At 41.4% G+C, this 26,442-nt stretch carries 27 protein-coding genes; 22 read left to right on the top strand and 5 right to left on the bottom strand.

Annotated elements, in window-relative coordinates:
• Positions 1-81: 81 nt before the first annotated feature.
• Together EES38_RS02835 and EES38_RS22095 are read left to right on the top strand one after the other, a co-directional pair.
• Positions 82-1,506: a gamma-aminobutyraldehyde dehydrogenase gene (locus EES38_RS02835; RefSeq protein WP_124935640.1), complete on the top strand. Its 1,425-nt coding sequence runs from the start codon at positions 82-84 to the stop codon at positions 1,504-1,506.
• Positions 1,507-1,729: 223 nt separating this feature from the next.
• Entirely contained in the window at positions 1,730-1,888 is a 159-nt protein-coding gene (locus EES38_RS22095; protein ID WP_166434193.1) for a hypothetical protein, read from the top strand.
• A gap of 81 nt (positions 1,889-1,969) precedes the next feature.
• On the opposite strand, the gene EES38_RS02830 is transcribed toward EES38_RS22095, so the two are convergent.
• Positions 1,970-2,221, bottom strand: a complete 252-nt coding sequence (locus tag EES38_RS02830) for a DUF2999 family protein (protein ID WP_124935639.1) — start codon at positions 2,219-2,221, stop codon at positions 1,970-1,972.
• A gap of 364 nt (positions 2,222-2,585) precedes the next feature.
• Here EES38_RS02830 and EES38_RS02825 point away from each other — a divergent pair, with 364 nt between their 5' ends.
• From EES38_RS02825 to EES38_RS02750, 16 genes are all read left to right on the top strand, one after another.
• Entirely contained in the window at positions 2,586-3,506 is a 921-nt protein-coding gene (locus EES38_RS02825; RefSeq protein WP_124935638.1) for a hypothetical protein, read from the top strand.
• A gap of 117 nt (positions 3,507-3,623) precedes the next feature.
• Positions 3,624-4,592 carry a hypothetical protein gene (locus tag EES38_RS02820; protein ID WP_124935637.1) on the top strand — a complete coding sequence of 323 codons (969 nt, stop codon included), beginning with the start codon at positions 3,624-3,626 and terminating at the stop codon, positions 4,590-4,592.
• A 117-nt stretch (positions 4,593-4,709) separates the two neighbouring features.
• Entirely contained in the window at positions 4,710-6,008 is a 1,299-nt protein-coding gene (locus EES38_RS02815; protein ID WP_208020391.1) for a hypothetical protein, read from the top strand.
• Positions 6,009-6,149: 141 nt separating this feature from the next.
• Positions 6,150-6,776, top strand: a complete 627-nt coding sequence (locus EES38_RS02810; protein ID WP_341824379.1) for a DsbA family protein — start codon at positions 6,150-6,152, stop codon at positions 6,774-6,776.
• A 175-nt stretch (positions 6,777-6,951) separates the two neighbouring features.
• A complete protein-coding gene (locus EES38_RS02805; RefSeq protein WP_124935636.1) occupies positions 6,952-7,200 on the top strand; it encodes a DUF3297 family protein in 249 nt (82 codons plus the stop codon).
• 462 nt (positions 7,201-7,662) lie between these two features.
• Positions 7,663-8,193, top strand: coding sequence for a GNAT family N-acetyltransferase (locus EES38_RS02800; protein WP_124935635.1), 531 nt, complete (start codon positions 7,663-7,665; stop codon positions 8,191-8,193).
• Between the two features lie 38 nt (positions 8,194-8,231).
• The gene (locus tag EES38_RS02795; protein WP_124935634.1) at positions 8,232-8,765 is read left to right on the top strand and encodes a cysteine hydrolase family protein; all 534 of its coding nucleotides are present in this window, start codon (positions 8,232-8,234) and stop codon (positions 8,763-8,765) included.
• A 30-nt stretch (positions 8,766-8,795) separates the two neighbouring features.
• Complete coding sequence (locus EES38_RS02790) at positions 8,796-9,173, top strand: nuclear transport factor 2 family protein (RefSeq protein WP_243694135.1); 378 nt, start codon at positions 8,796-8,798, stop codon at positions 9,171-9,173.
• A gap of 16 nt (positions 9,174-9,189) precedes the next feature.
• Positions 9,190-9,660, top strand: a complete 471-nt coding sequence (locus tag EES38_RS02785) for a GNAT family N-acetyltransferase (RefSeq protein WP_124935632.1) — start codon at positions 9,190-9,192, stop codon at positions 9,658-9,660.
• 41 nt (positions 9,661-9,701) lie between these two features.
• Positions 9,702-10,319 carry a LysE family translocator gene (locus EES38_RS02780; protein ID WP_124935631.1) on the top strand — a complete coding sequence of 206 codons (618 nt, stop codon included), beginning with the start codon at positions 9,702-9,704 and terminating at the stop codon, positions 10,317-10,319.
• Between the two features lies 1 nt (position 10,320).
• A complete protein-coding gene (locus tag EES38_RS02775; RefSeq protein ID WP_208020389.1) occupies positions 10,321-10,875 on the top strand; it encodes a DinB family protein in 555 nt (184 codons plus the stop codon).
• 118 nt (positions 10,876-10,993) lie between these two features.
• Positions 10,994-11,377 (top strand): hypothetical protein, encoded by a 384-nt coding sequence (locus EES38_RS02770; RefSeq protein WP_124935630.1) that lies wholly within the window; start codon positions 10,994-10,996, stop codon positions 11,375-11,377.
• A gap of 196 nt (positions 11,378-11,573) precedes the next feature.
• Positions 11,574-13,154 (top strand): methionine--tRNA ligase, encoded by a 1,581-nt coding sequence (gene metG, locus EES38_RS02765; RefSeq protein WP_279432206.1) that lies wholly within the window; start codon positions 11,574-11,576, stop codon positions 13,152-13,154.
• 434 nt (positions 13,155-13,588) lie between these two features.
• Positions 13,589-14,536, top strand: a complete 948-nt coding sequence (gene choX, locus EES38_RS02760) for a choline ABC transporter substrate-binding protein (protein WP_124935628.1) — start codon at positions 13,589-13,591, stop codon at positions 14,534-14,536.
• Positions 14,537-14,555: 19 nt separating this feature from the next.
• On the top strand, positions 14,556-15,440 hold the full coding sequence (locus EES38_RS02755; RefSeq protein ID WP_124935627.1) for an alpha/beta fold hydrolase: 885 nt from the start codon (positions 14,556-14,558) through the stop codon (positions 15,438-15,440).
• A gap of 228 nt (positions 15,441-15,668) precedes the next feature.
• Positions 15,669-16,379, top strand: a complete 711-nt coding sequence (locus EES38_RS02750) for a Clp protease/crotonase-like domain-containing protein (protein ID WP_124935626.1) — start codon at positions 15,669-15,671, stop codon at positions 16,377-16,379.
• Positions 16,380-16,489: 110 nt separating this feature from the next.
• Here the strand turns inward: EES38_RS02750 and EES38_RS02745 are convergent, their stop codons facing one another.
• The 3 genes from EES38_RS02745 to EES38_RS02735 form a co-directional block, all read right to left on the bottom strand.
• Positions 16,490-17,923 carry a gamma-aminobutyraldehyde dehydrogenase gene (locus tag EES38_RS02745; protein WP_124935625.1) on the bottom strand — a complete coding sequence of 478 codons (1,434 nt, stop codon included), beginning with the start codon at positions 17,921-17,923 and terminating at the stop codon, positions 16,490-16,492.
• Between the two features lie 77 nt (positions 17,924-18,000).
• Positions 18,001-19,545 carry a Na+/H+ antiporter NhaC family protein gene (locus EES38_RS02740; RefSeq protein WP_124935624.1) on the bottom strand — a complete coding sequence of 515 codons (1,545 nt, stop codon included), beginning with the start codon at positions 19,543-19,545 and terminating at the stop codon, positions 18,001-18,003.
• 114 nt (positions 19,546-19,659) lie between these two features.
• A complete protein-coding gene (locus EES38_RS02735) occupies positions 19,660-21,015 on the bottom strand; it encodes a putrescine aminotransferase (RefSeq protein ID WP_124935623.1) in 1,356 nt (451 codons plus the stop codon).
• A 152-nt stretch (positions 21,016-21,167) separates the two neighbouring features.
• On the opposite strand from EES38_RS02735, the gene EES38_RS02730 reads away from it, so the two are divergent.
• Positions 21,168-22,058: a LysR family transcriptional regulator gene (locus tag EES38_RS02730; protein ID WP_166434192.1), complete on the top strand. Its 891-nt coding sequence runs from the start codon at positions 21,168-21,170 to the stop codon at positions 22,056-22,058.
• Between the two features lie 4 nt (positions 22,059-22,062).
• On the opposite strand, the gene EES38_RS02725 is transcribed toward EES38_RS02730, so the two are convergent.
• Complete coding sequence (locus EES38_RS02725) at positions 22,063-22,965, bottom strand: LysR family transcriptional regulator (RefSeq protein WP_124935621.1); 903 nt, start codon at positions 22,963-22,965, stop codon at positions 22,063-22,065.
• 100 nt (positions 22,966-23,065) lie between these two features.
• Between EES38_RS02725 and aguB the strand changes: the two genes are divergently transcribed.
• The 3 genes from aguB to EES38_RS02710 all read left to right on the top strand — a co-directional run bounded on the left by aguB (position 23,066) and on the right by EES38_RS02710 (position 26,424).
• Positions 23,066-23,950: an N-carbamoylputrescine amidase gene (gene aguB, locus EES38_RS02720; RefSeq protein ID WP_124935620.1), complete on the top strand. Its 885-nt coding sequence runs from the start codon at positions 23,066-23,068 to the stop codon at positions 23,948-23,950.
• Between the two features lie 23 nt (positions 23,951-23,973).
• Positions 23,974-25,065, top strand: coding sequence for an agmatine deiminase (gene aguA, locus EES38_RS02715; RefSeq protein WP_124935619.1), 1,092 nt, complete (start codon positions 23,974-23,976; stop codon positions 25,063-25,065).
• A gap of 360 nt (positions 25,066-25,425) precedes the next feature.
• Positions 25,426-26,424: a branched-chain amino acid aminotransferase gene (locus EES38_RS02710; protein WP_124935618.1), complete on the top strand. Its 999-nt coding sequence runs from the start codon at positions 25,426-25,428 to the stop codon at positions 26,422-26,424.
• Positions 26,425-26,442 lie beyond the last annotated feature (18 nt).

Genomic DNA, 26,442 nt, shown 5'->3' with positions numbered 1-26,442 from the left:
ACATTTGCGATGCTATCTGGTTCATTAATAATAAATTATTAAACGTTCTCAGCCGAACTCAAGGAAGAAGGAAAGCATCATATGGAAAATCTGCAGTTAATTAATGGCGAACTGGTTGTTGGTGAAGGCGACGATATTGTCGTCCTTAATCCTTCAAGTGGTGAGCCTATTACGGCTATCAAAGAAGCGACATCCGAGCAGGTTACAATGGCGATTGATTCTGCGGAACTGGCGTTTGACAGTTGGTCGCAGACAACCCCAAGAGAGCGTGCGGCATTATTGCTCAAATTAGCGGACACGATTGAAGAGCAGGGAGAGTATCTGGCTCGTCTTGAGTGTGAGGATACGGGGAAACCGTTCTCTATGATGATGAATGAAGAGATCCCTGGCGTCGCAGATACGTTTCGCTTTTTTGCTGGTGCCTGTCGCTGTTTAAGTGGCTCGGCGAGTGCGGAGTATCTGGCGGGCTTTACATCGATGATTCGTCGCGATCCTATTGGTGTTGTTGCCTCCATTACGCCGTGGAACTATCCGCTTATGATGGCGGCATGGAAGCTCGGTCCTGCTTTGGCCGCAGGTAATACAGTGGTGCTTAAGCCATCGGAAATTACGCCTCTGACTACGTTGGCAATGAGCAAAATACTGCAGTCTATCTTTCCTGCTGGGGTAGTCAATATCGTCTTCGGTTCTGGAACTCAAGTAGGCGAGCTTCTATCAACCAGTGATAAGGTCCGTATGATTTCGTTAACGGGCTCGGTTGGTACAGGGCAGAAAATTGCGTCGATGAGCTCGTCGAATATGAAGCGTCTGCATATGGAATTGGGCGGTAAAGCCCCAGTGATCGTTTTTGATGATGCGAATATTGACGAAGCCGTTCAGGGCGTACGCGATTTTGGGTTCTATAACGCGGGTCAGGATTGTACGGCTGCCTGCCGGGTGTATGTACAGCGCGGTAAATACGATGAATTCGTTGAGAAAATTACGAAGTTAGCCTCGACCATTAAAGTGGGGTCCCCATACGAAGATGGTGTGGAAATGGGGCCTGTAACCAGTGAAGTTCATCTACAGCGCATTAGTGGATTTGTTGAAAGAGCCAAAGAGCTTGATCACATCTCGGTGACTACGGGTGGGTATCGTCTCGATAAGCCGGGGTATTTCTATGCGCCGACCGTAATTGCTGGTGCCAAGCAGAAAGATGAAATCGTGCAAAACGAGGTATTTGGCCCGGTTGTTTCGATCACGGTATTTGATGATGAAGCGCAGGTGCTTGCGTATGCGAATGACTCTAAATACGGACTGGCTTCCTCTGTCTGGACAGCGGACACAGGGCGCTCAGCGCGTATGTCTGCACGATTACAATACGGTTGTACCTGGGTCAATACGCACTTATTACTGGGTACAGAATCTCCGCATGGTGGAATGAAGATGTCTGGCTATGGAAAAGATATGTCGATGTACGGCTTGGAAGATTACACCGCTATCCGTCATGTGATGATCAAACACTAAGCAATGTGAAAAGACTGAAGGAGCCAATTGGCTCCTTTTTTGATTGATGAGTACGACATTGAATAAACAGCACAGTCTATATCGATGAAGTCTGAAACTTATCTTGTTGTTCTATAAAACTGGTTTTCACCCACTCAATCACTTGTTGTATCAAAGGATCTTTAGCGCGCATTTTGTGCCAGCTAATAGAGACCGGATAGTCATCAAACTTCTTGCGAGCCCCATGTATAACCAAGAAGGCTTGCTAAACGCCGAAATCGATATGTCTCAGATCGTTAAATCGCGCTATGACTTTGATGTGACCAAGCATTATGCTCGTCCCGATGTCTTTTCTTTGGAAGTGGATGTGAGAGAAAAAAAGAGCGTGAACTTTAAGTCTTAATGACGAGTAAACGTAAAAAGGTCACGTACCGCGTTATTTAACGCTCGTGACCTTTTTTAATCGTATTTCTGATTCAGGCAATTAAGGTTGCATGCGCTGTTTCGCTTCTTCGACTTTTGAAAAATCCAAGCCAAGTTCTTCTACCGCTTCTTTAATCAAACCTGGGTTCTGCATCACTTGTCCCATCAGTGCCTGAAGCTGCTCTTGTGGTAAACCTAGCTGGCTGATTGTCGCCATTGCCGCCAATGGGTTTTGAGTTAGCGCCTCAAACACCTCTTTGATTTGCTCGTCGCTAATATTGTTTTCTTTCAACAACGCAATAATTGGGTTCATCACATTACCTTTATAACAGTTATAACCGAATGATATAGAGCCTGAGTCTACCATTAGCCAACAAGGAGTTGTACTAGGAACCGCGTTTTTGCTATTTGTGATTATTAATTAAATTGTTAATAACTGATTTTGCAGAGGAAATTGACATAAACCGAGCCTCTTAAGCGAATGATTGGTATAACTATGACTTTGCTTGCTTCCCCAAATAGCAAAGGGCGGTAGAGTAGCAAGTTTCTCTGAATGTTTTGCTCTAAAGCGTGTTAAATAATCCTACGTTTCAATTTTGTTTAGGGCTATTTGAGAGAGAAACAACTTAGCATGGACAATGTCCATATAATAACTGTTAGGTTCTTGAGGGTAGCGTATGCAAAATGAAATAAAAAAATTGGCTGAAGAATTTAAAGCTCAAACAGAAAATTTATCAGAGCAAGAACGAATGGCTCACTATCTGGAACAAAAAGAGTTATATGAAAAAGAATATGCCGAATTTTTAGCGCATTATAAAGATGATAATTGTTACCTTTGTGGTAAGTCATTTAATACAATTAGCTCTAGCGATCCTTGTTTACATTGGTTATTACGTAGATGTAAATTTAGAAAGAAAGATTTTTTAAAACTTAAAGAAAAATTCGATTTTTATCAAATATCCGCATTTTTGAGATGGGTTGCTCATGCTGAAAGTGGCGTGAAAAATATTAATAATTTAAAAGAAGAAAGTAGCGATCGGAAACTGTTTGAAACTACAATAAAATGGAAAAATATCGAATGGACTCTTGATTGTTCAAAGAATGATTTTAATGGGCATGAAGGTACCAATACAGATTTCCCTCATTGGCATTTTCAAATGCGTATAGATGGTCGTCAATTTATTAATTTTAACGATTATCATGTTCAATTTTCCAAAGACGATTTGCTTAAGTTAACTTTAGCAAATGATGATTCTTCTGGATTCCTGCATACATTTGGTCCTGGTGGAGAGGGTATGCAGGAACATATGGATAAAATCGCCGAAGATCCAGATGATTTCATTCAAAATGCATTAGCTACTGACGATCCAGATAAAGGCGTTGTTCATATGCAATCGATAGTTATGGCGCCGGATGGTGGAATTCCTGGAGAGAAAATTGACGAAGCTATGAAATTAGCTCGGGATACTGGAAAAACATTAGCTCAATGTTTCCGTGAAGTTTTAGGTAATGATGATGGTGTTTCCATTTCTACAATAGCAAGCCCTTCCGAGTCTGTTCCGGAAATAGCTAAGCGGGCAGAGAGGAAGCGGAGATAAGAACCTAACAAGTCGAATCAATTGACAAAAATACATGTCACGAATTTTGGTACCCAAAATATAGCGCCATGTATTTTTGCAACTGTTCTCAGCGTTATAAACCAAATTGGGGTTATCGTGGAATTTATAAATAAAACTAAGAATCAGCATTTCATATCGCAAGTCGAACAAAAGTTAAATGCCTCTGCTAATAATCCAAGAAAGATATATTCATTTACTTTAAAAGATAGAGAAGAATATAACCTTAGTTTAGATTCTCCAAAAGGGGTTTTAATTGAAAATAATTTAAGCCTTAATGATTTATTTAGTTTTGATGTTATTAAAAGAGAACCAGAAAGATATAATTTCGAAAATTTATTTGGGAAATATGAAAAATCAATTAAAAATAATACCGAATCATTATTGAAGAAAATTCAAGAAAATGACAGTGATATAAATAATGAGCTATTAAATATTTTTGTATTAAAAATAGTTAATTTTGCTCGAAATCCTTTTTCAATACAAAAGGTTTTAAATACATTCCCATCTTTATTGACTATGTATCCATTAGATAGTCAATTTAAAGAAATCTTTGATAAGATTTTAAGTGGTAAAAAACCACATCAACAATATCTGTGTAGTGAATTAGGTATATCAGAAGATATCTATCGTGATTGGTTAACTATCATTTTTATGTTATTGACTCCATTCGACTCTAGTGGCCTAAATATTTTAGAACACGCTGTAAAATCGTTATGTGAGAGTAAAGACAATATGATTTTGATAAACATTTATACTTATGACGAGCAATGTTGTCTTCTTTCGGATAGAGGATTTAGTAACCCAATTCCAGATTGTGAACATATGGCATGGAACTTCAATTTGTTTGCAAAAGGATTTATTCAATATATGTTTGCTGATTGGATGTCTTTTATACCAGAAAATACACCTGATAAATATATTGAAGGTGTAAAAAGGCAAAATAAAAAATTAAATGTTCGTACACATCATAATGATTATGAACAACTGGAAATATATAATAAAAATGTAGTTTATCAATGCTATAAAAAAGTATATAACTCAAGTTCTGTGATATATGGTTTATAACAAGGCGTTTTAATTGACAAAATACATGTCACGAATTTTGGTTCCCAAAATATCCCGCCATATATTTTGCAACTGAACTTTGCGTTATACAGCAGCAGAGCGAGTCGTGGAGGAAGTGTGACAGAATCTGAATTTATAGAATCATTAAAAGAGAGAGACCTAGTAGGTATTGATTCTGAATTTACACTATCAACGCAGACTTTAGTTCAATCGTTTCAGGCTGACGGCGCTCACTTAAATAGGTGGTGGGTAATGACTCCTGTAAGTTGGCAGTGTCCTTGTTGTAAACGAACTAAGGGAGAGATAGTTAGACTCAATAAAAACAATTATCTTACGTGTCAGCTTCATGAACATCATGATCATATGAAAGACGTAGTCAAAGATCTCTTCGAAAGTTTTTCCATTAAGCAGAATATTATCGTAGCAGATGAGCTATCGGAGAAATTTGCTATTAAAACAGCATTTTCACTCTCTGCATATGATAATACCGTTGTGTGTTTTGACTGTAATAAAGCTGACTCTGATGCTAAAAAAATAGTTAATGCGCATAAGAATTTTTCTTTTTCGCCAAAGCAAATCAGCGAATTTCTGATAGTTACTCCGAATGAAGAGCACAAAATTGATACACACAAAGTGCAAAATGTGTGGGAAGAGGCTAAGCCTATTTTTGAATTACGCATACAAATGGCTGAAAATTTTGCTCGGATTGCTGCTGAAAAGAAAGATTGGTATCAGCCATCTGATGATACAGCGAGGAACATTGAAAGAAAGGCAAGGTGGCAGTTCGAAAACAATGGGGTAACAGAAATTAATAAATATGAGCCAGAAAGAGTGTTATATACCCCAGAACCTTTTAAAGGAAAAAATTCATCTTGGCGTGAAAAAATTAACTCGCAGACTCGAATAAAACCATCTAGTAAGCAATTAGATCATCTTGTCTCAACTAGAGGTAAATATTGGAATAGGTATGATCAAAATTGGCGTTGTCCTTGTTGTTCTAGAGATAAACTAAGTTGTGTTCGCCCATCTAAAAAGAACCCATGGGTTCTTGAAATAAAATCAGGTTCTATGTTTGAGTTAGCAACTTTTGAAGTTAACCATAATGCAGAACCTATATGTGCTGATTGCCTTGATACAGCTTTAAACTGGGGTAGAGAGATTATAAAAGAAACTGGTATTGAAATACCATTTCCGAGCTCATTGGTCAGCATTGAAGAGTTAAGGAGCATAATTATAGTTCGCCCTCATTCTAAGCATAATCATCTAAATGATAAAATTAATGCTACGATGCCTTATCTCATGAAGCGAGCAAAAAAAATAGCAGCTATTGAAAAAGCTATACGAGAAGCGATATTAGAAGAGAATCGTAAACAATGGGCAGAATTACAGCGGTTCGGTGGTGAAAGTAATGTATAACGATTAATTTAAGCAGACAATCAACGTATGATAGCTTCGGTATTAAGTTTGTCTGCAGTGTTTACGGTAGTCTAGCTGAGTCAGGTAGTGCGTTGCTGCTACTTAAATTGGGCGTTATGCGTCAGAGGTCTTCCCACCAAAATGGAGAGTAATACAATGCGATTTATCTATGTCCTGGACCCTATGTGCGCTTGGTGTTTTGCTTTTCAACCTGAGTTGGAACAATTCTTGGAACAGCATCCTACGGCAGAGGTTGACTGGATAATGGGTGGTCTAGCCCCTGATAATGATGCGCCTATGGATGATAATCTGAAGCAAACCATTTCTTCTTATTGGCATCAAATCGAGAAGGTATCTAACGTAACTTTTAATCATAGATATTGGGAGTTGAATACACCTTATCGGTCAACATATCAAGCTTGTCGGGCAGTAATATCAGCTGAGGACATGGCAGCAAGCAGCTCTGAAAAAATGGTAAAGGCTATCCAATCAGCTTATTACTTGGAAGCAAAAAATCCGTCGTTGAATCAAACATTGATTGACTGCGCTAAGTCGCTTGATTTGAGTGAAAGTGAGTTTGCAATTAAATTGAAATCGAAGGAAATTGAGCAGCAGCTTCAGGACCATTTAAATTTAGCAGGTCATCTACAAGTAAGTGGTTTCCCAGCTCTTTTCTATGTCTCCGAAAGTAATCAGGCTTATCCTTTAGCGCTTGGATATTGCAAGTCAGAGGAGCTTTCAAAGCGATTTGCTCAAGTAAACACATAACAAATGTTTAAAAGTGGTATTTTTACTGCGCATTATTTCAACTATGAATGTCGTTTACGAAAGAGCGAGTATTTCGAACATCACATCTCAATAACACACTCCTCATGCTAATTTCTTGTGGCTTGCTTAGGTATTGTCTAGAATGGCGCTCTCTATTTTTTATCAGGTCACAAACATGAGCGATACTAACTCAAAACCCACTCTGCCAGATCACCTATCGGGTAACCCACGTAGCCCACACTTTGTTGAAGAGTGTTTTGAACATCAGATCGGTATTCGCCTTAATGGTAAAGAGCGCACTGATGTTGAAGAATATTGCATTAGTGAAGGTTGGGTAAAAATCCCATCACCGAAAGCAAAGGACCGTTATGGAAATCCAATGCTGATAACACTGAAAGGTGAAGTAGAAGCATTCTACAAATAAGCCTCCTAGTGCCGTTTACTGTCAATGCATAGAGCTTTATTGCCTCTGTGCATTGCTTTCCATTTCATTGTTGCCCCTGCTAGACATTTCTCCGCCTAGTCGTATTCTTAAACTCAGTTTTCAATTCTTCTCACTAACCCCAAGCTAATCCAGCCCCATTAAATTACGCGCAACGTTTTGACCGCCCGTATTGCTTTTGAAACATTCCCTATAGGGAAATATTGCTATTCTGGATTCTTACCTTCTACTCATAAGTAATAAATTATTCGTGAGTTATGCTTGCATTCTAAGTCACTAACAAACGGAGTTTCTGTGGCGACTAAATCGGTGACGCAGACTAAAGAGCTTATAAAAATGTAACCAGAGTATTAGATTGAGCATTGAGTTGTTCTAAAACGTTGCGATCTCTTGTAAAGACGTTAACACTGCCTTTTTAATCAGAATGAGTCGAGACGTTAGGGTATGGAATTAAGCCAATTTACTTCATCCAATACGGATGAAATCATCGCGCTGTTTACCAGTGTCTTTGCTGAATCTGAGGGTGATTCTGCTGGTGAGACGCTTAAGCAAATCGTGACTGATTTGTTCGCCGAGAAGGATAATCTGATTTCCTTTGTCGCGATGCAAGACGAGCGAATTATTGCCAGTATTTGTTTTTCTCCGCTTGTTCTATCAAACGGAGGCAACGCTGCCTTATTGTCTCCGGTAGCCGTATCAACCAAAGAACAGGGCAAAGGTATCGGGCAGAAATTAATTTCGTATGGACTGGCTCAACTTAAACCAAAGGGTATTGATTTTGTGTTTACCTATGGTGATCCCAATTTCTACTCTAAAGTGGGATTCCATCCTGTGAATGAAAAGGACATCAAAGCTCCATTTAAACTTAGTTATCCTCATGGTTGGCAAGCGCTGTCTCTGCAGAACAAACCTCTTCTGGCAATAAGTGCCAGCACTCAATGTGTTAATGCATTAAACAAGAAAGAGTATTGGTAATACACCAATATCGGCTCATTTTTAATATAGGGAAACTTATGAAGTCAGCACTGCTCGTTATCGATGTCCAATCGGTCTTGTTTGAACCACAACCACAACCTTTTGAGTCCGAGATTGTTGTAAACAAAATCAATCATGTGACTCAATTGGCTCGTGACAAATCTATCCCCGTTATTTTTATTCAACATGAACAGCCCAATACCATCATCGAATATGGTACCGCTGGGTGGGAATTATATTCAGGACTGGTTTTGAATTCAGACGATCATTTTGTGAGAAAAACGACGCCCGATTCGTTTCTCGATACAAATCTACAAAGCTTACTCGAAGAGCTGAACGTAACTAGCTTGATTATCTGCGGTTATGCCACCGAGTTTTGCGTCGATACAACTGTGCGCCGTGCAGCTAGCTTGGGTTATCCGGTGACTTTGATTGCGGATGCACATACTACTCATGACAAAACTCATGCCGGCGGAGAGCAAATACGAGCTCATCACAATGCGACACTACCGAATATATCGAGTTTTGGCGTCAAGATAGAGGCAGTGGTGGCAGATGAGTTGTTCCACTGATAAATAACAAACTTAAACTAAGGAATGGCTGTGGTTGATGAGTTAGAGATTCAGGTTATCGAAGCCGAAAACCAATTGCGTAATGCGATGCTCCAGTCCGATACGCAAGTGTTGGATGAGCTTTTATCGGATGATTTAACATTTACCAATCATTTCGGTGCAGTTCTGACTAAGCAAGATGATATTGAGGCGCATAAATCTGGGTTATTGAAAATCGCTTCAATTACCTTAGAAGATCAAAAGGTCACTCTGCAGCCGAATACAGCTGTTGTCTTCGTTAAAGCGACAATCAACGGATCGTATGATGGAAACCCTGCGAATGGAGCTTTCCGGTTTACTCGAGTGTGGCAAAGGATCGAACACAGTCGGTGGCAGGTTATCGCTGTGCATTCCAGTATGATAGCGTGAGGTGTCAAAGCGAATAATGAATCATATTGAATACATACCTCTGGATCAGATTGAAGCAGACGATCTGCTGATTATTCTTAATAAGTTAAGTACCAGAAAGCATTTAGTGGATCATGACCCATTCGATTTGTCTTCCGTTCAGCAATGGATGGACGATAAGTGCGTTGTCGATGAGATGGAAGGTTGCGTAGTAAGAGCCATTAAGTGTAATGACAGTATCGTTGGTTGGTGCGGTATTCAGGCATTTGAGCTGGGTTACGAAATTGCGATAGTAATCGATGATCGATACTGGGGGCTTGGTAAGGCTGTTTTCAAATCGATGATGAGTTGGGCTAAGGAATTAGGTCACGAAAAAGTGTACCTATTTTTGTTGCACACGCGGCCTGAATACGAGTTTTTACGCAAACTATCTGAACGAGTATTTTACTCTGAGATGTTGGGAGACAAGTTCACAACCTATGAATTAAATGTTGCCAAGTTTTCTTAACAAGGGCACACGTTAGTTATAGTCAAAAGGAGTTGCCTTTAATGGTTTCGATTGAATTTTTACTTACCTCACTCGTTGTGGTCCTGATTCCGGGGACCGGCGTATTGTATACGATAGCGACAGGCCTATTTAGTAGTCGGCGAGCAAGTGTGTTTGCCGCATTAGGATGTACATTCGGTATTGTTCCTTCGTTGCTGGCCAGTGTCTTTGGTCTAGCTGCCATATTCCACACTAGCGCTATTATGTTTCAGGTAGTCAAATACTGTGGCGCTGCTTATTTACTCTATCTTGCGTGGAAAATGTGGACGACATCGGGTCCGGTTACGCTAGAAAATGAAAAGAACAAATCGAACCTAAAAGAAATTGCTTGGAAAGGGTTTCTTATCAATATTCTGAATCCTAAATTATCTATTTTCTTTCTAGCGTTCTTACCCCAGTTTGTTCCACCAAGTGCAGCGCAACCGCTAGCGAATATGCTTGTTTTAGGTCTGGTTTTTATGCTGATGACCCTCATTGTATTTATTGTATATGGCGTTATGGCAAACACATTTAGCAACATAATTGTACGTTCTGAAAAAGTCAGCCTCGTCCTACAAAAAGTATTTGCGGGTAGTTTTGCAGCATTGGGGTTAAAACTCGCTTTGACTGAGCGAGCTTGATATGAAAGTGGAAACGGAATCAGCTATGGGATTTAAACATCATTTTGAGTTAATGGCTAAGTACAATCGAAGGATGAATGCTCAGATCTATGAGCAGGCACTAAAACTCGATCAGACTGACTTAGAAAAGGATATGGGAGCATTCTTTGGCTCTGTGTTTGGTACGCTCAGCCATATTCTTGTTGGTGATTTACTGTGGCTTGCCCGTATAAAGAGTCATTCATCCGCTTATCACTCATTAGATGTTGTCGAGAACTATCCTAAGCCGTCTGCGTTGAACGATATATTATGGCGTGATATTAACGATTTACACCAAACACGCATAGCGGTTGATGGCACTATTATCCAATGGATTGCTGAAACGACAGAAAGTGATTTTGACAGGCCATTTTCTTATAAAAGTACCCAAGGCCAAGAGTTTCACAAGAATTTTGCCGAGGTTCTCTCACATATTTTTAATCATCAAACTCACCACCGCGGACAAGTCAGTACGCTGCTGAATCAACTAAGGTGCGATATCGGTGTGACCGACTTTATTGTTGATATCCCCGGATAACAGAAGACAAATTTGTGATGTCTGCGATAAAACGTCACGGTTATTCGTTTAGGCCAGTATCGACCAAGCAAAGCGAGCTACAGTAAATCTATCACTCTTAAAAATGATGAGGACTAAGATGAATCCGTGGTTATCTATGTGGTTTAAAAATATCTATTGGCCTTTAAGCGGTGGTGTTGACCAAGACATTAGCGCTTGGGCGAATTTATTTTCACCCCAAATCGATTTTAATATTGCTGGCAATCTCAACTTAGAAAAGAATATTGTGCAAAATGTAGCGAGCTACGGTACACAACTCAGTTTATTACTAAAAGTGGTGAATGAGTTAAGCCAAAGCAGCCAGACTGACGCCGCAACAGAGCTCAAAGGGCTCGTCAAGAAAATTGATACAGCGAAAGAGTTACACAAAGATAAGCTTTATTCTGAAGCCAAAGATGCATTGCAGGCTCTGGAAAGATACGATCCTAAGGCTTATCAAGCACTTTTAGACAATATTAAATAAACGTTGTTGAGAAAATTAAACTCTGTTAGTGTGCAATTATGAACATAAAAACAGCACTCTCACTTATGATCGCTTATCAAGCAAACATGATGATGAACATGCCTTCGCAACGAATGTTGGGAGGGATGGCTGCGTGTTCTTAATTTAATCGATAATTACCGCATCACCATTCCGTATTCAGTGTTGGAAAGGTGATGTGAACGAAGTTGTCTTGTCGTCTCTTTTCAACCGCTGTGACGGTTTCGCAAAGGAGATTTACAACATGAGTTCAAAGCAACGTTTTATCACGACCCCCATTTTTTATGCGAACGGTCAGCCTCATTTAGGCCATGCGTACACAGGTATCATCGCTGATATTTTTCATCGATTTTCCACGTTGTCTGGTGAACAGTCCAGGCTAATTACCGGAACCGATGAGCATGGGCAGAAGATAGCCACAACCGCACAAGCTTCTCAACTTCCAACCCAGACATTTATTGATCAAATTTCTGAAACCTTTCGAGCACTTTGGCCTCAACTCAATATCGTTCCGGATATATTTGTTCGCACTACCGAGAACGATCATCAACAGTATATCCAAACGATATGGCGTAAGTTACAGCAGCAGGGAGATATATATGTTGGCAGCTATTGTGGCGAATATTGTGTGGCATGCGAGCAATATTATCCGCAGAGAGAGTTGATTGATCAGAATATCTGTCCAGTTCATAAACAGCCTGTTTCCCATATCGAAGAAGAAACGTATCTTTTTCGTCTAGAAAAATATCGACTCCGATTACTGGAATACTATCAAACGAATCCGAACGTCATTGTCCCTAGCCATTTCCAGGATAATATTATCGAGCAACTAAAGTCCGGCGAGCTTGATGACTTGTCTATCTCCAGAGTACATAACCAATGGGGAATTCCCGTTCCCGACAATGCGTCCCACACGGTGTATGTTTGGATCGATGCTCTCTTCAGCTATATCTCTGCGATTCTCAAGGCGGAAGCAACTCAAGAAAATATTGCGAATACACAACATATCATTGGTAAAGATATTCTAATTTTTCATGCAGTTTATTGGCCTGCATTTTTAATGGCGTTGGATCTGCCGTTACCAGAAAAGTTACTGGTTCATGGTTGGTGGACCATTAATGGCGACAAAATCTCAAAATCTAATCCAGCAACAACGGTTAACCCGGCGTCATTTGCTGAACGTTTAACGCAAGATGGCTTGCGCTATGCCTTGGTTCGACAAAAGCCTCTTTTTAGAGACGGCAATGTCGACTTGGATGAATTCGCTGAATTACTCAATGCGGATTTACTCAACAACTATGCGAATCTGGTCAAGCGCACAAATACCTTGATAGTGAGATATTTTGCTGGCCACATTTCTCCAGATAGTATCGGTGAGCTTGATGATGAGTCGATAGACGTAATTGATCTGCTTTCAGCTAACTTAAAGCTAATTATCCATTCCTATACTGCCGGTAATTTGTTTCAGGTCGTTAAGGAAATACATAACGCCCTTTCTCAACTGAACAGCTTCTTTCATACTCGATCTCCGTGGCTGGTTAATAAAGGACAGCCGGAACAAAAAGCACAACAAACCTGTTTTATTGTCAGTACTTATTTACGTGAGATCACTTGGCTTTTATCACCCATTACGCCTACGTTATGTCACAACGTACTTGAAGAAATGGGGTTACCACAAAGTTCGATATTAAATCAAAAGACAAATATTTTTGCTGAGATTGAGGCGTTATCTGCCAATAGTCACTGGGTGAGAATTTGATAATATATCCCTACAAAAATATGAATAATAAAATACTGATCTATAGTGCTTATTATGTATTTTTTAGGGGTTTATTAGTGTAAATAAATACTTAATCATTGGTGTTTTATATATCTTTTATTCAAGGTTGACGAGTTGACTCTTTATTCGATATTGTAATATCGAATTTTGAGCGTATGTTTTATTTATACGTATAGATAGTAGATTCATACTTTATTTGAACCGTTTTACTTGTTATTAACCCGAGGATTTTCGTGTGACGTTTATAGTCAGGGGTATAAATTCAGATTAAATTTATTAATAGTATTGCATATGGGTGTTTCTACTTAATTACGCTACTAATATATGAATTATGTTAAAAATACTGGTTAATAACGAATTTGAGTACGCGGTAAAAATGTCATTTATAATATAACAATGGAAGTGTATTAAATATGAAACTCAAAAAATTAGGGATTTTTTTGTCTGTGTTGCCTTCGGCATTTGTTTCAACTGCGTATGCCGAGAATATTGTTCCCGAGCAGTGTCAAAACGTTAAGTTTGCTGAAATAGGCTGGACCGATCTTGCCCTGACTACGTCTATTGCTCGAACCATCCTCGATGATATTGGCTATAAGACATCTACAGATATCCTCAGTATCAACGTGGCATTGGCCGCGATGAAAAATGGTCAAATTGATACGATGCTGGGTTATTGGGAACCGGCGATGAACAAATACATTGATAAGTATTTGGAGGAAGGTTCGATAGAGGTTGTGCGAACCAATTTAGAAGGCGCTAAATATACTTACGCGGTACCAAAATATGTCTACGATGCCGGTGTAAAAGATATTAATGATATTGCCAAGTATCCAGAAAAATTCAACAAGAGATTATATGGGATTGAACCCGGTAGCAACGGCGCGATCATAAAGGCTGTTAATGAAAATAAATACAATCTCGGCGGTTGGAAAGTCGTTGAATCGAGCGAGCAAGGTATGCTTGCGCAGGTAAGTCGTTCGGTAAGAAAAAAAGAGTGGGTTGCGTTTCTAGCATGGGCTCCTCATCCAATGAACTCCAAATTTGATATTGAATATTTGTCTGGCGCAGATGATATTTTTGGTCCGAACTTTGGCGGTGCAACAATTCATACTATCGCCCGTAAAGATTATGTATCGACATGTTCTAATATGGGACAATTCTTAAAAAATCTCGCGTTTAATATGGAACTAGAAAATAAAGGTATGGGCTATATTCTCGATGATAAAGAAACTGCTGAAGTTGCAGCTAAAAAAATCATTAAGTCTAATCCAGACCTCTTGGCTAAGTGGTTATCTGGGGTTAAGACGGTAGATGGTAAAGAAGCATTACCTGTCGTAAAACACGAGCTTGATATTCAGTAAGAGTCTGGGGAGAAGGCGAATGCAGGCTAATTTAAATAGTGGATTGAGTCTGGAATATCAGATACTGGGTGAACAGAATTCAAAGACACTTTTAATGATTCAAGGGTTATCAATGCAGTTAATTGATTGGCCTGAGGAAATGCTCGAAGAATTGAGCAAGCACTTTAAGCTAATTATTTTTGATAATAGAGATATTGGCTATTCTACAAAAATGGATGAGCATGATATTAGTGAATTGCGATCATCGATTAAATTTTATAATGCTCAAAATGCCAATATTCCTTATACCCTGTTCGATATGGCGCAAGATGCAATCCAGTTGATGGACTATTTAGATATCGATGAGTTTTCTGTATTAGGATTTTCTATGGGCGGCAAAATCGCTCAGATTGTTGCTGCATTAAATCCTAAACGGGTGAAGGGGTTAGTTTCACTGATGTCGTCCGGAGGGCAAAGTCATACGATTAGCTCAGATGAGGCTAATGAGATGATGCAACTGTCCACGTTAAATGCTGATGAGCATACGATGACAGAAAACATGGTCAAAGGCGCTTATGTGTATGCTGGCTCGAATCATACTTTGTGTGAAAAGCAGTTAAAGATTGCTGCGGAAAAGAGCATCAAACGAGGCTGGTATCCTGACGGTGTTTATCGTCAGGGTCTTGCAAGTCGTTTCTCCGGCGATAGAAGTGAGCTTTTAAAGACAATCGGATGTCCAACACTGTTTATACATGGCGATGAAGACCCTTGTATTAGTATTCAACAAGCTAAAGAAGGAGCAGAGTTAATCACCGGTTCTCGCTTTATCGAAATTACAGGGCAGGGCCATGATTTCCCACCTCAAATCGTGCCTGTGATGAGTCACCATATTATTGAGCATCTCGAGAATATCAGCACATACTGAATTGTTCCTATAATGGGGAATTATCCAGTGATCTAAAAAAGCGCCCTGACAAGTCATAAAGGGCGCAAAATAATTTTGAATATAAAATTAGTTTCCTATTTGAGATTTTGATTATACTTCTTCCTATTTTCAGTTTTTTTGACACGAAATTGAGTTTTTTTCTTAATTTACAGAATACAAAAACTGATAACAGGAAAGCGTCATGAACTTAGCGCTGAATATCATATTATGAAGTATATACTATTGATTTTTATGTTTTTACCGTATTCATCATTTGCGATGAAAAGCCTTAATCCAATTGAAAACCCTAATGTAGAAAAAATCTATATCCAGCAAAATTTACTCTATCTGACGGGAGATATATCAGATCAATCCGTCGGTAAAGTTATGACTATGATTGAAGCTTCAAAACAGAAAGTACGGACCATTGTCGTTAATAGTCTAGGTGGTGATCTAAAGGCTGGCATCAAACTTGGGTCTTGGATATACAATAATAATATTTCGCTTATTGTGAATGGATTTTGCGCATCTTCATGTGCTAACTACTTATTTACCGCTGCGAAAACAGTGCATATCACGCATAACTCGGTCGTTATGTGGCACGGAGGAGCCACTCAGGAATCATTATTAGCAGACCCTACTAACAAGGATGAGGTGAAATGGTATTTTGACCTAATTAAGTTAGAAACCGAGTTCTTTCAGCGTATCGGTGTACAACAACTTATCACTACTTATGGTCAGCTGAATAACTTCGTTAAATTGGATAATACCCCTGCGTGTGTTGAAGGAAATAAAAAGGGGCAGATTCAGGGTTGGACGTATACTCTCAATGATTTAAAAGTCTTTGGCGTCAATCGGGTAACATTTGATGATGCTACACCCGCTGTCGGATTTAGGGGGAAACTAATGTCATGTATCGTGAGCCTAGATGAGAGGTAGTTAAGAAATAATAAAGTCTGAATTAGAACCTTGCAGGAAATGAGATACAAAAAAGCGCCCTGACAAACAAACTTAAAGGGCGCAAAACGAGTAACTAACTGGTAGGAAATTTATAGAGCAACCATGACGTGCTTCGTAATTAAGTAATCACCGATGGCTTCTGCTGAGAGATCTTTGCCAAATCCGGATTGTTTAAAGCCACCGTGTGGGGTTTCTGATGTGAGTGGTAGGTGATCATTCACCCAAACCGTGCCAAACGACAAATCACGAGTAAAGCGCATTGCACGGCTGATGTCTTTGGTAAAGACCGAAGAGGCCAGACCATATTTGACGTCGTTTGCCATTGCCAGAGCTTCTTCATCGGTCGAGAACTTTTGTACTGTCAGGACCGGACCGAATACTTCTTCCTGAATAATCTCTGCATCTTGAGTGACATCGGCAATCAATGTTGGGCAGTAGTAGTGACCCGGACGTTTTAGTGTAGAACCACCCGCAAGAATCGTTGCGCCTGCTTTTTGCGCACGTTCGACAAAGCCGGCGACGATTTGTTGCTGCGCTTGAGACACCATAGAGCCAATCATGGTTTCGCTGTCAAATGGGTCGCCAATTTTAAAGTTGTTTGTTGCCTTAACTAACGCATCGACTGTTTTGTCGTAGATGGATTCATGAATCAAAATACGTGTTGCTGCGGTGCAGTCCTGACCGGAGTTAAGGAAACCACCCATAGTCGCTTTTTCAGCCACAAGATCAATGTCTGCATCATCGAATACGATCAATGGCGCTTTACCGCCTAATTCCAAATGAACTCGCTTTAATGTGTCCGCTGCAGATTTCATGATTGCTTTACCGGTACGACTTGAACCTGTCAGGCTGACCATTTGCACATCAGGGTGAGCGGTGAGTGCTTCTCCTGGTACCGCGCCGCCACTCAGGATATTTAAGACACCATCGGGAAGGCCGGCTTGCTTGGATATTTCACCTAACATCAAAGAGGTGCGTGGTGTGATAGGAGCAGGTTTTAGAATCGAGGTGCAGCCAGCCGCAAGAGCCGGACCAATTTTCCATACCGCCATCAATAGTGGATAGTTCCATGGTGCGATACCCGCAGTCACCCCACAAGGCTCTTTACGCAGGATCGAGGTGTAGCCTTCTGCATATTCGCCACCAGCAGAGCCGCTGATATCACGCGCTGCTGCTGCGAAAAAGCGCAAGTTATCGATTGCGAAAGGAACATCACCACCTGCGCTGACAAACTCATACGGCTTGCCCGTATCTTCTGACTCAATGCGCGCAAACTCTTCACTACGTGCTTCAATCAAATCGGCCATTTTCGCTAATACTGCGGAACGCTCTGCCGGTGTTTTTTTTGACCAACAGCCGTTATCAAAAGCTGTTTTTGCCGCTGTAACCGCAAGTGCCACATCTTCCGCGTCTGCATCTGGCACGGTATCAATAATTTCACCTGTTGCAGGGTTTTCGACATCCAGAACTGCGCCATTGACTGCGTCACAGGCTTGGCCGTTGATCCATAATTTGTATTTCATATTAAAATCCTTTTTGACCAGAAGGTTGATAGCATCGATATTTTTATGCAGCCCCGAAAGTCGGGGCTGAGTAGTTGTTAGGCGTAGGCAAATCCTAATGCCAGGAAAGCGACGACAGCGATGACTGCGCCCAGTAATGCATAAGGGAATTGGGTGAACGCATGTGACATCGGTGAACAGCCAGATCCCTGAGCTGCCAGAATGGATGAATCACTGAAGAAACAGGAATGACTACCAAATGAAGATGCAGAAAGCAGAGCACCAATTACTAGTGGCATGTGGACATCCAGATGTTGTGCAATTGGGATGACGATTGGAATCGCGATAACAAAGACACCCCAACTTGAAGCTGTTCCAAATACGATCAAGGCAAGCAACACAAATACGATAGCAGGGTAGGTTGCCTGGCTAAGATAAGGTGTTACAGAATCAATGATGTATTGAGTCATGCCTAGAGAGTCATTGATTTCTTTAAGTAGAAATCCACCAATAACCGTTGATAGCGGGTAAAGCATGGTGTTGAAACCTTCAAACAGTGCATCCATTTGTTGGTCTAGAGAAAGAAGTCCTTGTACGTAATAAAGCAGTACGGTAACCGCACAGGTGATAATTACGCCTTTCAGCAGGTCGATATCGTAGTAAACCGTTGACGCAACCAAAAGAACCACGGGGAAAAAGAAATTAAACAGTTGTACTTGCATACTTAATTTTCTTTTTGCCTTTGACTTGCTTTGCAGTTCTTCGCCTTGGAAATCTTCTGGAATAGGATGACCCTGCTTGGCACGAGCTTCGGCCTTTTTCATCGGCCCGAAATCGCCAATAATTCCAGCCGCAACTAGGAAAGCAATAATTAACGCAACCCATGCGTACATCATAAATGGAATTGATGAAACGTAGAGACTCATACCCTGACCGTCATCCGCAATATGGCTCTCTTCAAGCAAGCCAGCAAAAAAGACCGCCCAAGTTGAAATCGGCACGATAACGCACATCGGTGCGGCTGCAGAGTCAATCAGATAGGCGACTTTTTCACGAGAGACTTTATAGAAATCGGTGAGTTTCTTGACTGAGGATGATACAGCGAGACAGCTTAAGTAGTCGTCAATAAACACCACTGCACCAAGTACCACTGTGGCGATAGTTGATTGGCGGCGAGACTTAATCTTGGTTTTTAGCCATTCAGTGAATCCATCAAGACAGCTACTTATTTCCAGAATACGGATGAATCCACCCATCAGACCACAAACCAAAACGATCCACACGATCGTTTCATTGCCCATCACTTTTGAAATGTTGTCTGCTAATGGAGAAATCAGGTTTTCCGGGTTAAGCATAATTAAACCGGCAATCGACCCAGCCAGCATGGATTCAAATGGTCGACGAGACCAGATGGCAATAACGAGTACGGAAAGTGTGGGTAGAATAGACTTCCAACCCCATGAGGTTCCCTCTGTGTGCGTGGAAGATAATCCCCAGAAGATCGCAACAATTAGTAGTGTAATCGCCACTGTGACTAATGGTTTATTGCTGCTATAGATTTCTTTAATTGATTCGTCGATTTGGATTTCAGTAGACGATTTTTTTACGCTCACGTCTTCCAGAGTTTCATTCAATTCAGCCATAAATGCTATCCCTATGCGAAAATATTATGTCCATATATTTTTAACTATCGCTTTTTTAAAATAATTTTGAGAAAAAAGCGGATAGTTGATTGTGACAACTATCCGCTTGATTTGTTACAGCGTTTTCATTACTTCTTCCAGTTCTACCAAGAAGGTATCAATGAGGTCGTAAGAAATATTGAGTGCCGGTTCAACACGAACGACTTCCGAATTGTTCAGTGTACCTGCGATAAGAATGCCGCGTTTAAACAGTCCTGAAACTACTTCAAAGCCCACTTCATCATTTTTGAACACCATACCAAGCAGTAGACCTCTCCCTGTTACGTCTTTGAGGACGTCTGGGTAGCGACGTTGTAATTCGCCTAGTTTGCGTTTGATGTAGTCGCCTTTTTCGGCTGCCTGGCCGGCTAAATCTTCTTCTAATAGCACTGAAATTTGTGCTAATGCCGCAGCACACGCTACTGGGTTACCACCAGTGGTAGTAGTGTGCATAAATGGGTTTGGTTCAAGTACTTTCCAGATTTTCGCACTGGCAAAGAAACCTGACATCGCAATAACACCGCCGCCTAATGCTTTACCAAAACACATGATATCTGGAGTTACGTTCCAGTGATCAACACCAAACAGTTTGCCTGTACGGCCAAAGCCGGTTTGAACTTCATCTGCAATGAGAAGAACGCCGTATTTATCACAGATTTCACGTAGACGTGGCCAGTAATCATCTGGTGGGACAATCGCACCTGCTTCTCCCTGAATAGGTTCAGCGATAACTGCTGCAATACCTTCACCCACTTCCTGTGCCGCCTGAAGCTGGGCTTCTACCGCGTCCGCATCGCCGTAAGGAACATGTCGAACACCATCTAAAAGAGGTCCAACGGGTTCGCGATACACTGCTTTACCTAATAAAGATAATGCACCAAGTGATTTACCGTGAAACGCTTTCAATGTTGAAATAAAGCCTTTTTTGCCGGTGTACATTTTGGCAAGCTTCATTGCACCATCGACTGCTTCTGTGCCTGAATTAGCAAAGAATCCGTATTGAATGTCTCCTGGTGTTAACTTGGCAATCACTTTGGCTAAGTGTGCACGAAGAGGGTCAAGCATTTCCTGACTGTACTGTGGGCTACGGTCAATCTGGGCTTTTGCTGCGGCAACAATTTTTGGATGGCGAATACCAGGAGAGTAAAGACCGAACCCACCTAGCATATCGATAAACTCACGACCTAGAACGTCTTTGAGGATAGAGCCTTGTCCAGACCAGTCGGTGAGAGCAATGCCTTCTGTTTCTGTTACAGATTTACGGTATTCGAGGAAACCTTTGTTGATGTGGTTTTCAAAGTTCTCATAAGTGCTTTGCGCGATCCACGTTCGCTCTTCTTCGTTAATCTCCTTTTCTTCTTTGGTAAGCAAGCTAACCATCTTAGTTGCTTCCATAAAAGCGTCATCTACATTTCTTTTTGAAAAATCCATTTTATACACCTATCACTTTGTATTTATTAATTTTTGCTTTACCTAATCAGCAATTCCGTCTCTTTTTTTAACCTAACGATTTCGTACTGTGTTTAGAAATGGGTTATTATCATCTTTCTATGAATCATATTCATAATATTCGAGAGGGAAGAGTGAACCTGGATTTAAATCAGTTAAGAATATTGATCGCTTTGGATGATGAGCGGAATATCACTAAGGCGGCTAAACGCTTGTATGTCAGCCAATCTGCGGCGAGTCATAACCTGGCGAAATTGCGCGATCGTTTTAATGATCCTTTGTTTGTACGTACCAGCAGAGGAATGGAGCCGACGCCATTTACAAAAAATATGCTTCCCTTGTTGCGACAAGGCGTAACAAATATCGAACGAGCGGCGGAAATGCAGTCAACGTTCAATCCGCTCACTGATGCACACACATTTTACATTGGTGCTTGTGACTATTTTGAATTTGTCGCTATGCCAGTTCTTGCGGAATCTTTCGCTGAAAAAGCGCCGAACGTGCGGTTATCTATCGATATAAACTCTGAACACGTCAAAATGGATCGAGTTGAAAGTGGGTGGTTGGATCTGCATGTGGGTGTCGATGAGCCGACACCAATATCGCAAAACTTTAACCGCTGGGAATGGTTGTCTGATGATTATGTTGCGGTGGTTGCGAAGTGGCGTGACATTCCTGATAAACTGACTACCATGGAATTCGCCAGTGAAAGTCAGCTCCACTTACCCATTACGTCTAATGCATCGGATGTGATCGATAACTGGCTTCAGGATCAGATGCTTTACCGTAATATTCATATGATTACACAAAGTTACGCTATTGGTGGAATGATCAGCGCAAGAACCGGGCTATTGTTCCCAGTACCAGTTCGTGTCGCTGAGTTATTAACAGCAATGATTCCTCTGAAAATTATTGAATTACCTGAAGGTATTCCTTCGTTGTCACTCAGTATTATTACCCACAAGCTGTATGACTATCAGGACTCTATCCAGTGGTTGATCTCAGAAATGTTAGCGTTTAAATAAGCGATTAGTCGGTACGTTGTGCACACTGGCTGATTTCCTGAATTAGCCATTGAATACTATCCTGACTGTCATATAACTGGTGCGTGAACATACTCAGAGATAGTTCTGGTGAGCCTTCGGGTAATGTCACTATTTTTATGGGTAGCATTTGTACTAACTCCGTTGCAATTCTCAATGGCACACACATTAGGTTGCTGGTCTGCGCTACAACCATTCCACCGACAGCAAAGCTTTGTACAATCATTGAAATCTGACGTGCCTGATGCATTGATTCCAGCCAACGGTCAATAAGGTCGGCGCCTGAATTCAGCAGAGGTAAATGTACCTGTGGCGTGCTGACAAAATCATGTAGCGTTAGGTGACTTTGTAGCGAAGAATCTTTAGCAACAATCCCGACATAAGGGTCCGTTAACCAATGGTATCGATGGTAATATCGAGGAATGACCTGCAAGTCGTCTACTCCTAAAATCAGGTCGATATGACCTTGTTCAATTCTCTCCATCTGCATATTTTCCGGCAGGATATCGACAGAGATCCTGACGTTGGGAGCCGTGTGCTCAAACTTCTTACTCAGCTTGGGAAGAGCGTAAAATTCGAAATAATCTATTGCACCGATATAGAATGTTTTCGCATCGACCTCTGGATTAAACGGCTTCATTTTATCGAAGGCGATATCAATGAAATCTAGACCTTTTTGTATATCGGGCAAGAGATGCGCAACGAGTGGTGTGGGCTCCATACCTGTGCGGGTTTTGATGAACAGCGGATTATCGAAACGAGTTCTCAGCTTTGACAGAATATGACTTGCCGCCGATTGGCTCATAAATAACTTCTCTGCCGTTTTAGATAAATTTCGCTCCCGGTTTAATACGACTAACAGGCGCAATTGGTTGATGTCCATATCCATAGGTTATCGAAATCCTTCATACAAAAATAAAGATAATTCATTTCAATAATAACCCGATTTTTTATAAAAATTCTATAGAACAACAACGTAAGGGATTGAAATGAGAAAAGTAAAAGTTGCCGCTACCCAAATGGCGTGCTCGTGGGATAAGCAAGATAACGTTGAGAAGGCAGTGAGTCTGGTGCGTGAAGCTGCAGCAAAAGGTGCACAGGTTATCCTGCTTCAGGAGCTATTTGAAACGCCTTATTTCTGTATCGAAATCGATGAGTCTTATCACAAACTGGCGTCTGTGCTAGAAGAAAATGACGCCTTTAAGCGTCTTTCGGCACTCGCCAAAGAGCTCGAAGTCGTGTTGCCGTTTTCTTGGTTTGAAAAAGCTGGAAACGTGAAATTTAACACCGTTGCGATGATTGATGCAGATGGTTCACTGCTTGGAACGTATCGCAAGACTCATATTCCAGACAGCGATGGCTACCTTGAGAAGTACTATTTTAGCCCCGGGGATACTGGATTTAAGGTGTGGAAAACACGCTATGCAAAAATCGGTGTCGGCATCTGCTGGGATCAATGGTTTCCTGAAACAGCACGAAGTCTTGCTCTTCAAGGCGCTGAGCTAATTCTTTACCCAACGGCTATTGGTAGTGAACCTAGTCAGCCTCAACTTGATTCTCAACCTCATTGGCAGAGAACGATGCAAGGCCATGCCGCAGCCAATCAGGTTCCTGTTATCGCTTCTAATCGTATTGGCTCAGAACAGGCACAGTTCCGCGATTTAGAATTGACCTTCTTCGGCTCGTCCTTCATCGCGGATCACACTGGTGAAATCGTAGCGCTTGCGGATAAAACCTCACAAACAGTTTTGGTTCATGAGTTTGATTTAGACGAAATCGCATTCCAGCGCAGTGCATGGGGATTGTTCAGAGACAGACGCCCAGATCAATACCGTCATCTACAAACACTCGATGGTGTACTTAAAGATAAATAACGGACAAGGAAGGAAGTTATATTATGGACAATAGAGTGAATCTACCCGTGGAAGACGGTTTTCGAATGCCCGGAGAGCATGAGCCGCATGATCAGGTGTGGATGGCTTGGCCTGTTCGCGCGGACAACTGGCGTGATGGGGCTCTTCCTGCACAAAAGGCATTTTGTACCATTGCATCCGCAATCGCGGAGAAAACGTCGGTCGTGATGGCCGTTGATCCAGAGTATATCAATCAGGCGCGGGAATCATTGCCCTCTCACATAACTGTGGTTGAAATGGACTACAACGACAGTTGGATGCGAGATATGGGCGCGACTTATGTGACGCATTCTAATGGTGAACGTCGGGGAATTAGCTGGCGGTTCAACGCCTGGGGTGGGGAAGTCGATGGTCTTTATTCCGACTGGGCATTAGACGACTTGGTGGCTGAGAAAATGGCTTCGACAACAGGTGACAAGTTCTATCAAGCACCGATTTTTCTGGAAGGCGGCTCTATCCATGTCGATGGAGAAGGAACGCTATATACCACTGAAGAGTGCTTACTTCATCCCAGTCGTAATCCCGATTTATCCAAGCAACAAATCGAACAGCGGTTAGCGCAATATTTAGGGATCAAAAAAGTCATCTGGTTGCCATTGGGTTTGTTTAATGATGAAACGAACGGACACGTCGACAATATTATGCATGTCGTCAAACCAGGAGAGGTGATGCTAGCGTGGTGTGATGACCCAAGTGACCCTCAATATGATATTAGCCGAAAAGCCTTTGATGTTTTGTCGTCAGAAACGGATGCGCAGGGACGCAGAGTGAAGGTATATAAGTTGCCATTACCGCGCCCTATGTTTATTACTCAGCAGGAAGCGGATGGTATTGAGCCAAGCGAGGGAATGAAACGTCAGGCAGGAGAACGTATGGCTTGTTCGTATGCCAATTTCCTGATTACTAACGGTCTTATTGTTTATCCACTCTTAGATGAAACCACCGATCTGGAAGCCAGAAATGTACTGCAGGAGGCATTTCCTGACTACGATCTTATTGGGATTCCAACGCGAGAAGTGGCGCTAGGTGGTGGCAATATTCACTGCATCACCCAACAAGTTCCTCGTCGAAGATAAAATATTCAATCCGAATGCAGATACGACTAAATGTCTCAGTGTCTGTATTCGGCAGCTAATCTGGTTTTCGCTGTATCTCTTTTATATGTATTGAAATTGGCACATTCAATAAATATTCATTCTATCAATATCTTGCGATTAAAACGGTAAGCGTTAGTTTTATTGATCTAAATCATTTCCTCGAAAACGCTGATAATTCATAGAAAATATACCTTATTCGTTTATTGCCACTTTCTAAAGCAAGCAATCTGTTTTAGTATCTGGTTATTAAGTTATGGACATCCAATCATATCGCCTGCCCAAACTTATAAGAACAGTACACAGCATCCCTTTCATAGTTTTATTCAGTAGGAAAATATAATGGCGGCTTTTGGTAGCGTGTTTATGCCGAAAATGGCATTGACAACATTCGAAAATAATCAATGGTCTGACGCTCAGATCGTTGCATCAGACAGCATCTCTCTACACCCGGGTGCACACGTCTTGCACTATTCAAGCACTTGTTTTGAAGGCTTGAAAGCATTCCGTCACGAAGACGGCAGCGTGCACGTCTTTCGAATGGACCAAAACGTCGAGCGTTTCGCGCAGAGCAGTAAACTTCTTTCTCTACCAGAAGTAAACAAAGAGCAAATGACTCAGATGATTAAAGATGTCGTTGCTGAGTTTGCTTCAGAAGTACCCGCTCCTCCGGGCTCTATGTATATTCGTCCAACACACATTGGTACGGAGCCAGCGGTTGGTAAAGCTGCAGCACCCTCTCTGACTTCTATGCTTTACATCCTGCTCTCTCCAGTGGGTGATTACTTCGCAGGTGGTGCACACGCTCTTCGCCTGTTACTTGACGAAACTGGTCAACGTTGTGCTTCTCACATGGGTATGATCAAAAGTGGTGGTAACTACGCAAGCGCGCTAGCTCCAACATTAGAAGCGAAAGCAAAATATCAGGCGGATCAGGTATTGTTCTGTCCAAACGGTTACATCACTGAAACCGGTGCAGCGAACTTCCTATTGGTTGATGGCAACGAAATCATTACCAAACCTCTGGATTCAAGTTTCCTACATGGGGTAACTCGTTCTAGCATTCTTACTATCGCAAAAGATTTGGGCATGACTGTCTCTGAGCGTGAAGTATCTGTTGAAGAGTTGCTTGAGCGTGCAGCAAAACCAGGAGTTGAAGCTATGCTGTCAGGTACGGCTGCGGTTCTAACTTCCGTAGGCACTTTTATTTACAACGGTGAAGACGTTAAAGTGGGATCAGGTGAAATTGGTCCAATAGCGCAAAAACTGCGTCAAGCACTGAACGATGTTCAATGGGGTAAAGCACCTGATACACACAATTGGTTAACTAAAATTGCGTAAGCAGTGGGTTATTCAAAT

Source organism: Vibrio viridaestus, assembly GCF_003856525.1.
In the GTDB taxonomy this organism is placed as follows: Bacteria; Pseudomonadota; Gammaproteobacteria; order Enterobacterales; family Vibrionaceae; genus Vibrio; species Vibrio viridaestus.
This window is presented reverse-complemented; position numbering and strand designations above follow the sequence as displayed.

Bases quoted from the DNA above. Each gene is read 5' to 3' on its own strand.
- EES38_RS02795 (WP_124935634.1), top strand. From the start codon at position 8,232: ATGAAGTCAGCACTGCTCGTTATCGATGTCCAATCGGTCTTGTTTGAA.
- EES38_RS22095 (WP_166434193.1), top strand. From the start codon at position 1,730: ATGTATAACCAAGAAGGCTTGCTAAACGCCGAAATCGATATGTCTCAG.
- EES38_RS02775 (WP_208020389.1), top strand. From the start codon at position 10,321: ATGAAAGTGGAAACGGAATCAGCTATGGGATTTAAACATCATTTTGAG.
- EES38_RS02770 (WP_124935630.1), top strand. From the start codon at position 10,994: ATGAATCCGTGGTTATCTATGTGGTTTAAAAATATCTATTGGCCTTTA.
- EES38_RS02735 (WP_124935623.1), bottom strand. From the start codon at position 21,015: ATGGATTTTTCAAAAAGAAATGTAGATGACGCTTTTATGGAAGCAACT.
- aguA (WP_124935619.1), top strand. From the start codon at position 23,974: ATGGACAATAGAGTGAATCTACCCGTGGAAGACGGTTTTCGAATGCCC.
- aguB (WP_124935620.1), top strand. From the start codon at position 23,066: ATGAGAAAAGTAAAAGTTGCCGCTACCCAAATGGCGTGCTCGTGGGAT.
- EES38_RS02710 (WP_124935618.1), top strand. From the start codon at position 25,426: ATGGCGGCTTTTGGTAGCGTGTTTATGCCGAAAATGGCATTGACAACA.
- EES38_RS02825 (WP_124935638.1), top strand. From the start codon at position 2,586: ATGCAAAATGAAATAAAAAAATTGGCTGAAGAATTTAAAGCTCAAACA.
- EES38_RS02725 (WP_124935621.1), bottom strand. From the start codon at position 22,965: ATGGATATGGACATCAACCAATTGCGCCTGTTAGTCGTATTAAACCGG.
- EES38_RS02835 (WP_124935640.1), top strand. From the start codon at position 82: ATGGAAAATCTGCAGTTAATTAATGGCGAACTGGTTGTTGGTGAAGGC.
- choX (WP_124935628.1), top strand. From the start codon at position 13,589: ATGAAACTCAAAAAATTAGGGATTTTTTTGTCTGTGTTGCCTTCGGCA.
- EES38_RS02750 (WP_124935626.1), top strand. From the start codon at position 15,669: ATGAAGTATATACTATTGATTTTTATGTTTTTACCGTATTCATCATTT.
- EES38_RS02755 (WP_124935627.1), top strand. From the start codon at position 14,556: ATGCAGGCTAATTTAAATAGTGGATTGAGTCTGGAATATCAGATACTG.
- EES38_RS02785 (WP_124935632.1), top strand. From the start codon at position 9,190: ATGAATCATATTGAATACATACCTCTGGATCAGATTGAAGCAGACGAT.
- EES38_RS02780 (WP_124935631.1), top strand. From the start codon at position 9,702: ATGGTTTCGATTGAATTTTTACTTACCTCACTCGTTGTGGTCCTGATT.
- EES38_RS02810 (WP_341824379.1), top strand. From the start codon at position 6,150: ATGGAGAGTAATACAATGCGATTTATCTATGTCCTGGACCCTATGTGC.
- EES38_RS02745 (WP_124935625.1), bottom strand. From the start codon at position 17,923: ATGAAATACAAATTATGGATCAACGGCCAAGCCTGTGACGCAGTCAAT.
- EES38_RS02830 (WP_124935639.1), bottom strand. From the start codon at position 2,221: ATGAACCCAATTATTGCGTTGTTGAAAGAAAACAATATTAGCGACGAG.
- EES38_RS02740 (WP_124935624.1), bottom strand. From the start codon at position 19,545: ATGGCTGAATTGAATGAAACTCTGGAAGACGTGAGCGTAAAAAAATCG.
- EES38_RS02805 (WP_124935636.1), top strand. From the start codon at position 6,952: ATGAGCGATACTAACTCAAAACCCACTCTGCCAGATCACCTATCGGGT.
- EES38_RS02800 (WP_124935635.1), top strand. From the start codon at position 7,663: ATGGAATTAAGCCAATTTACTTCATCCAATACGGATGAAATCATCGCG.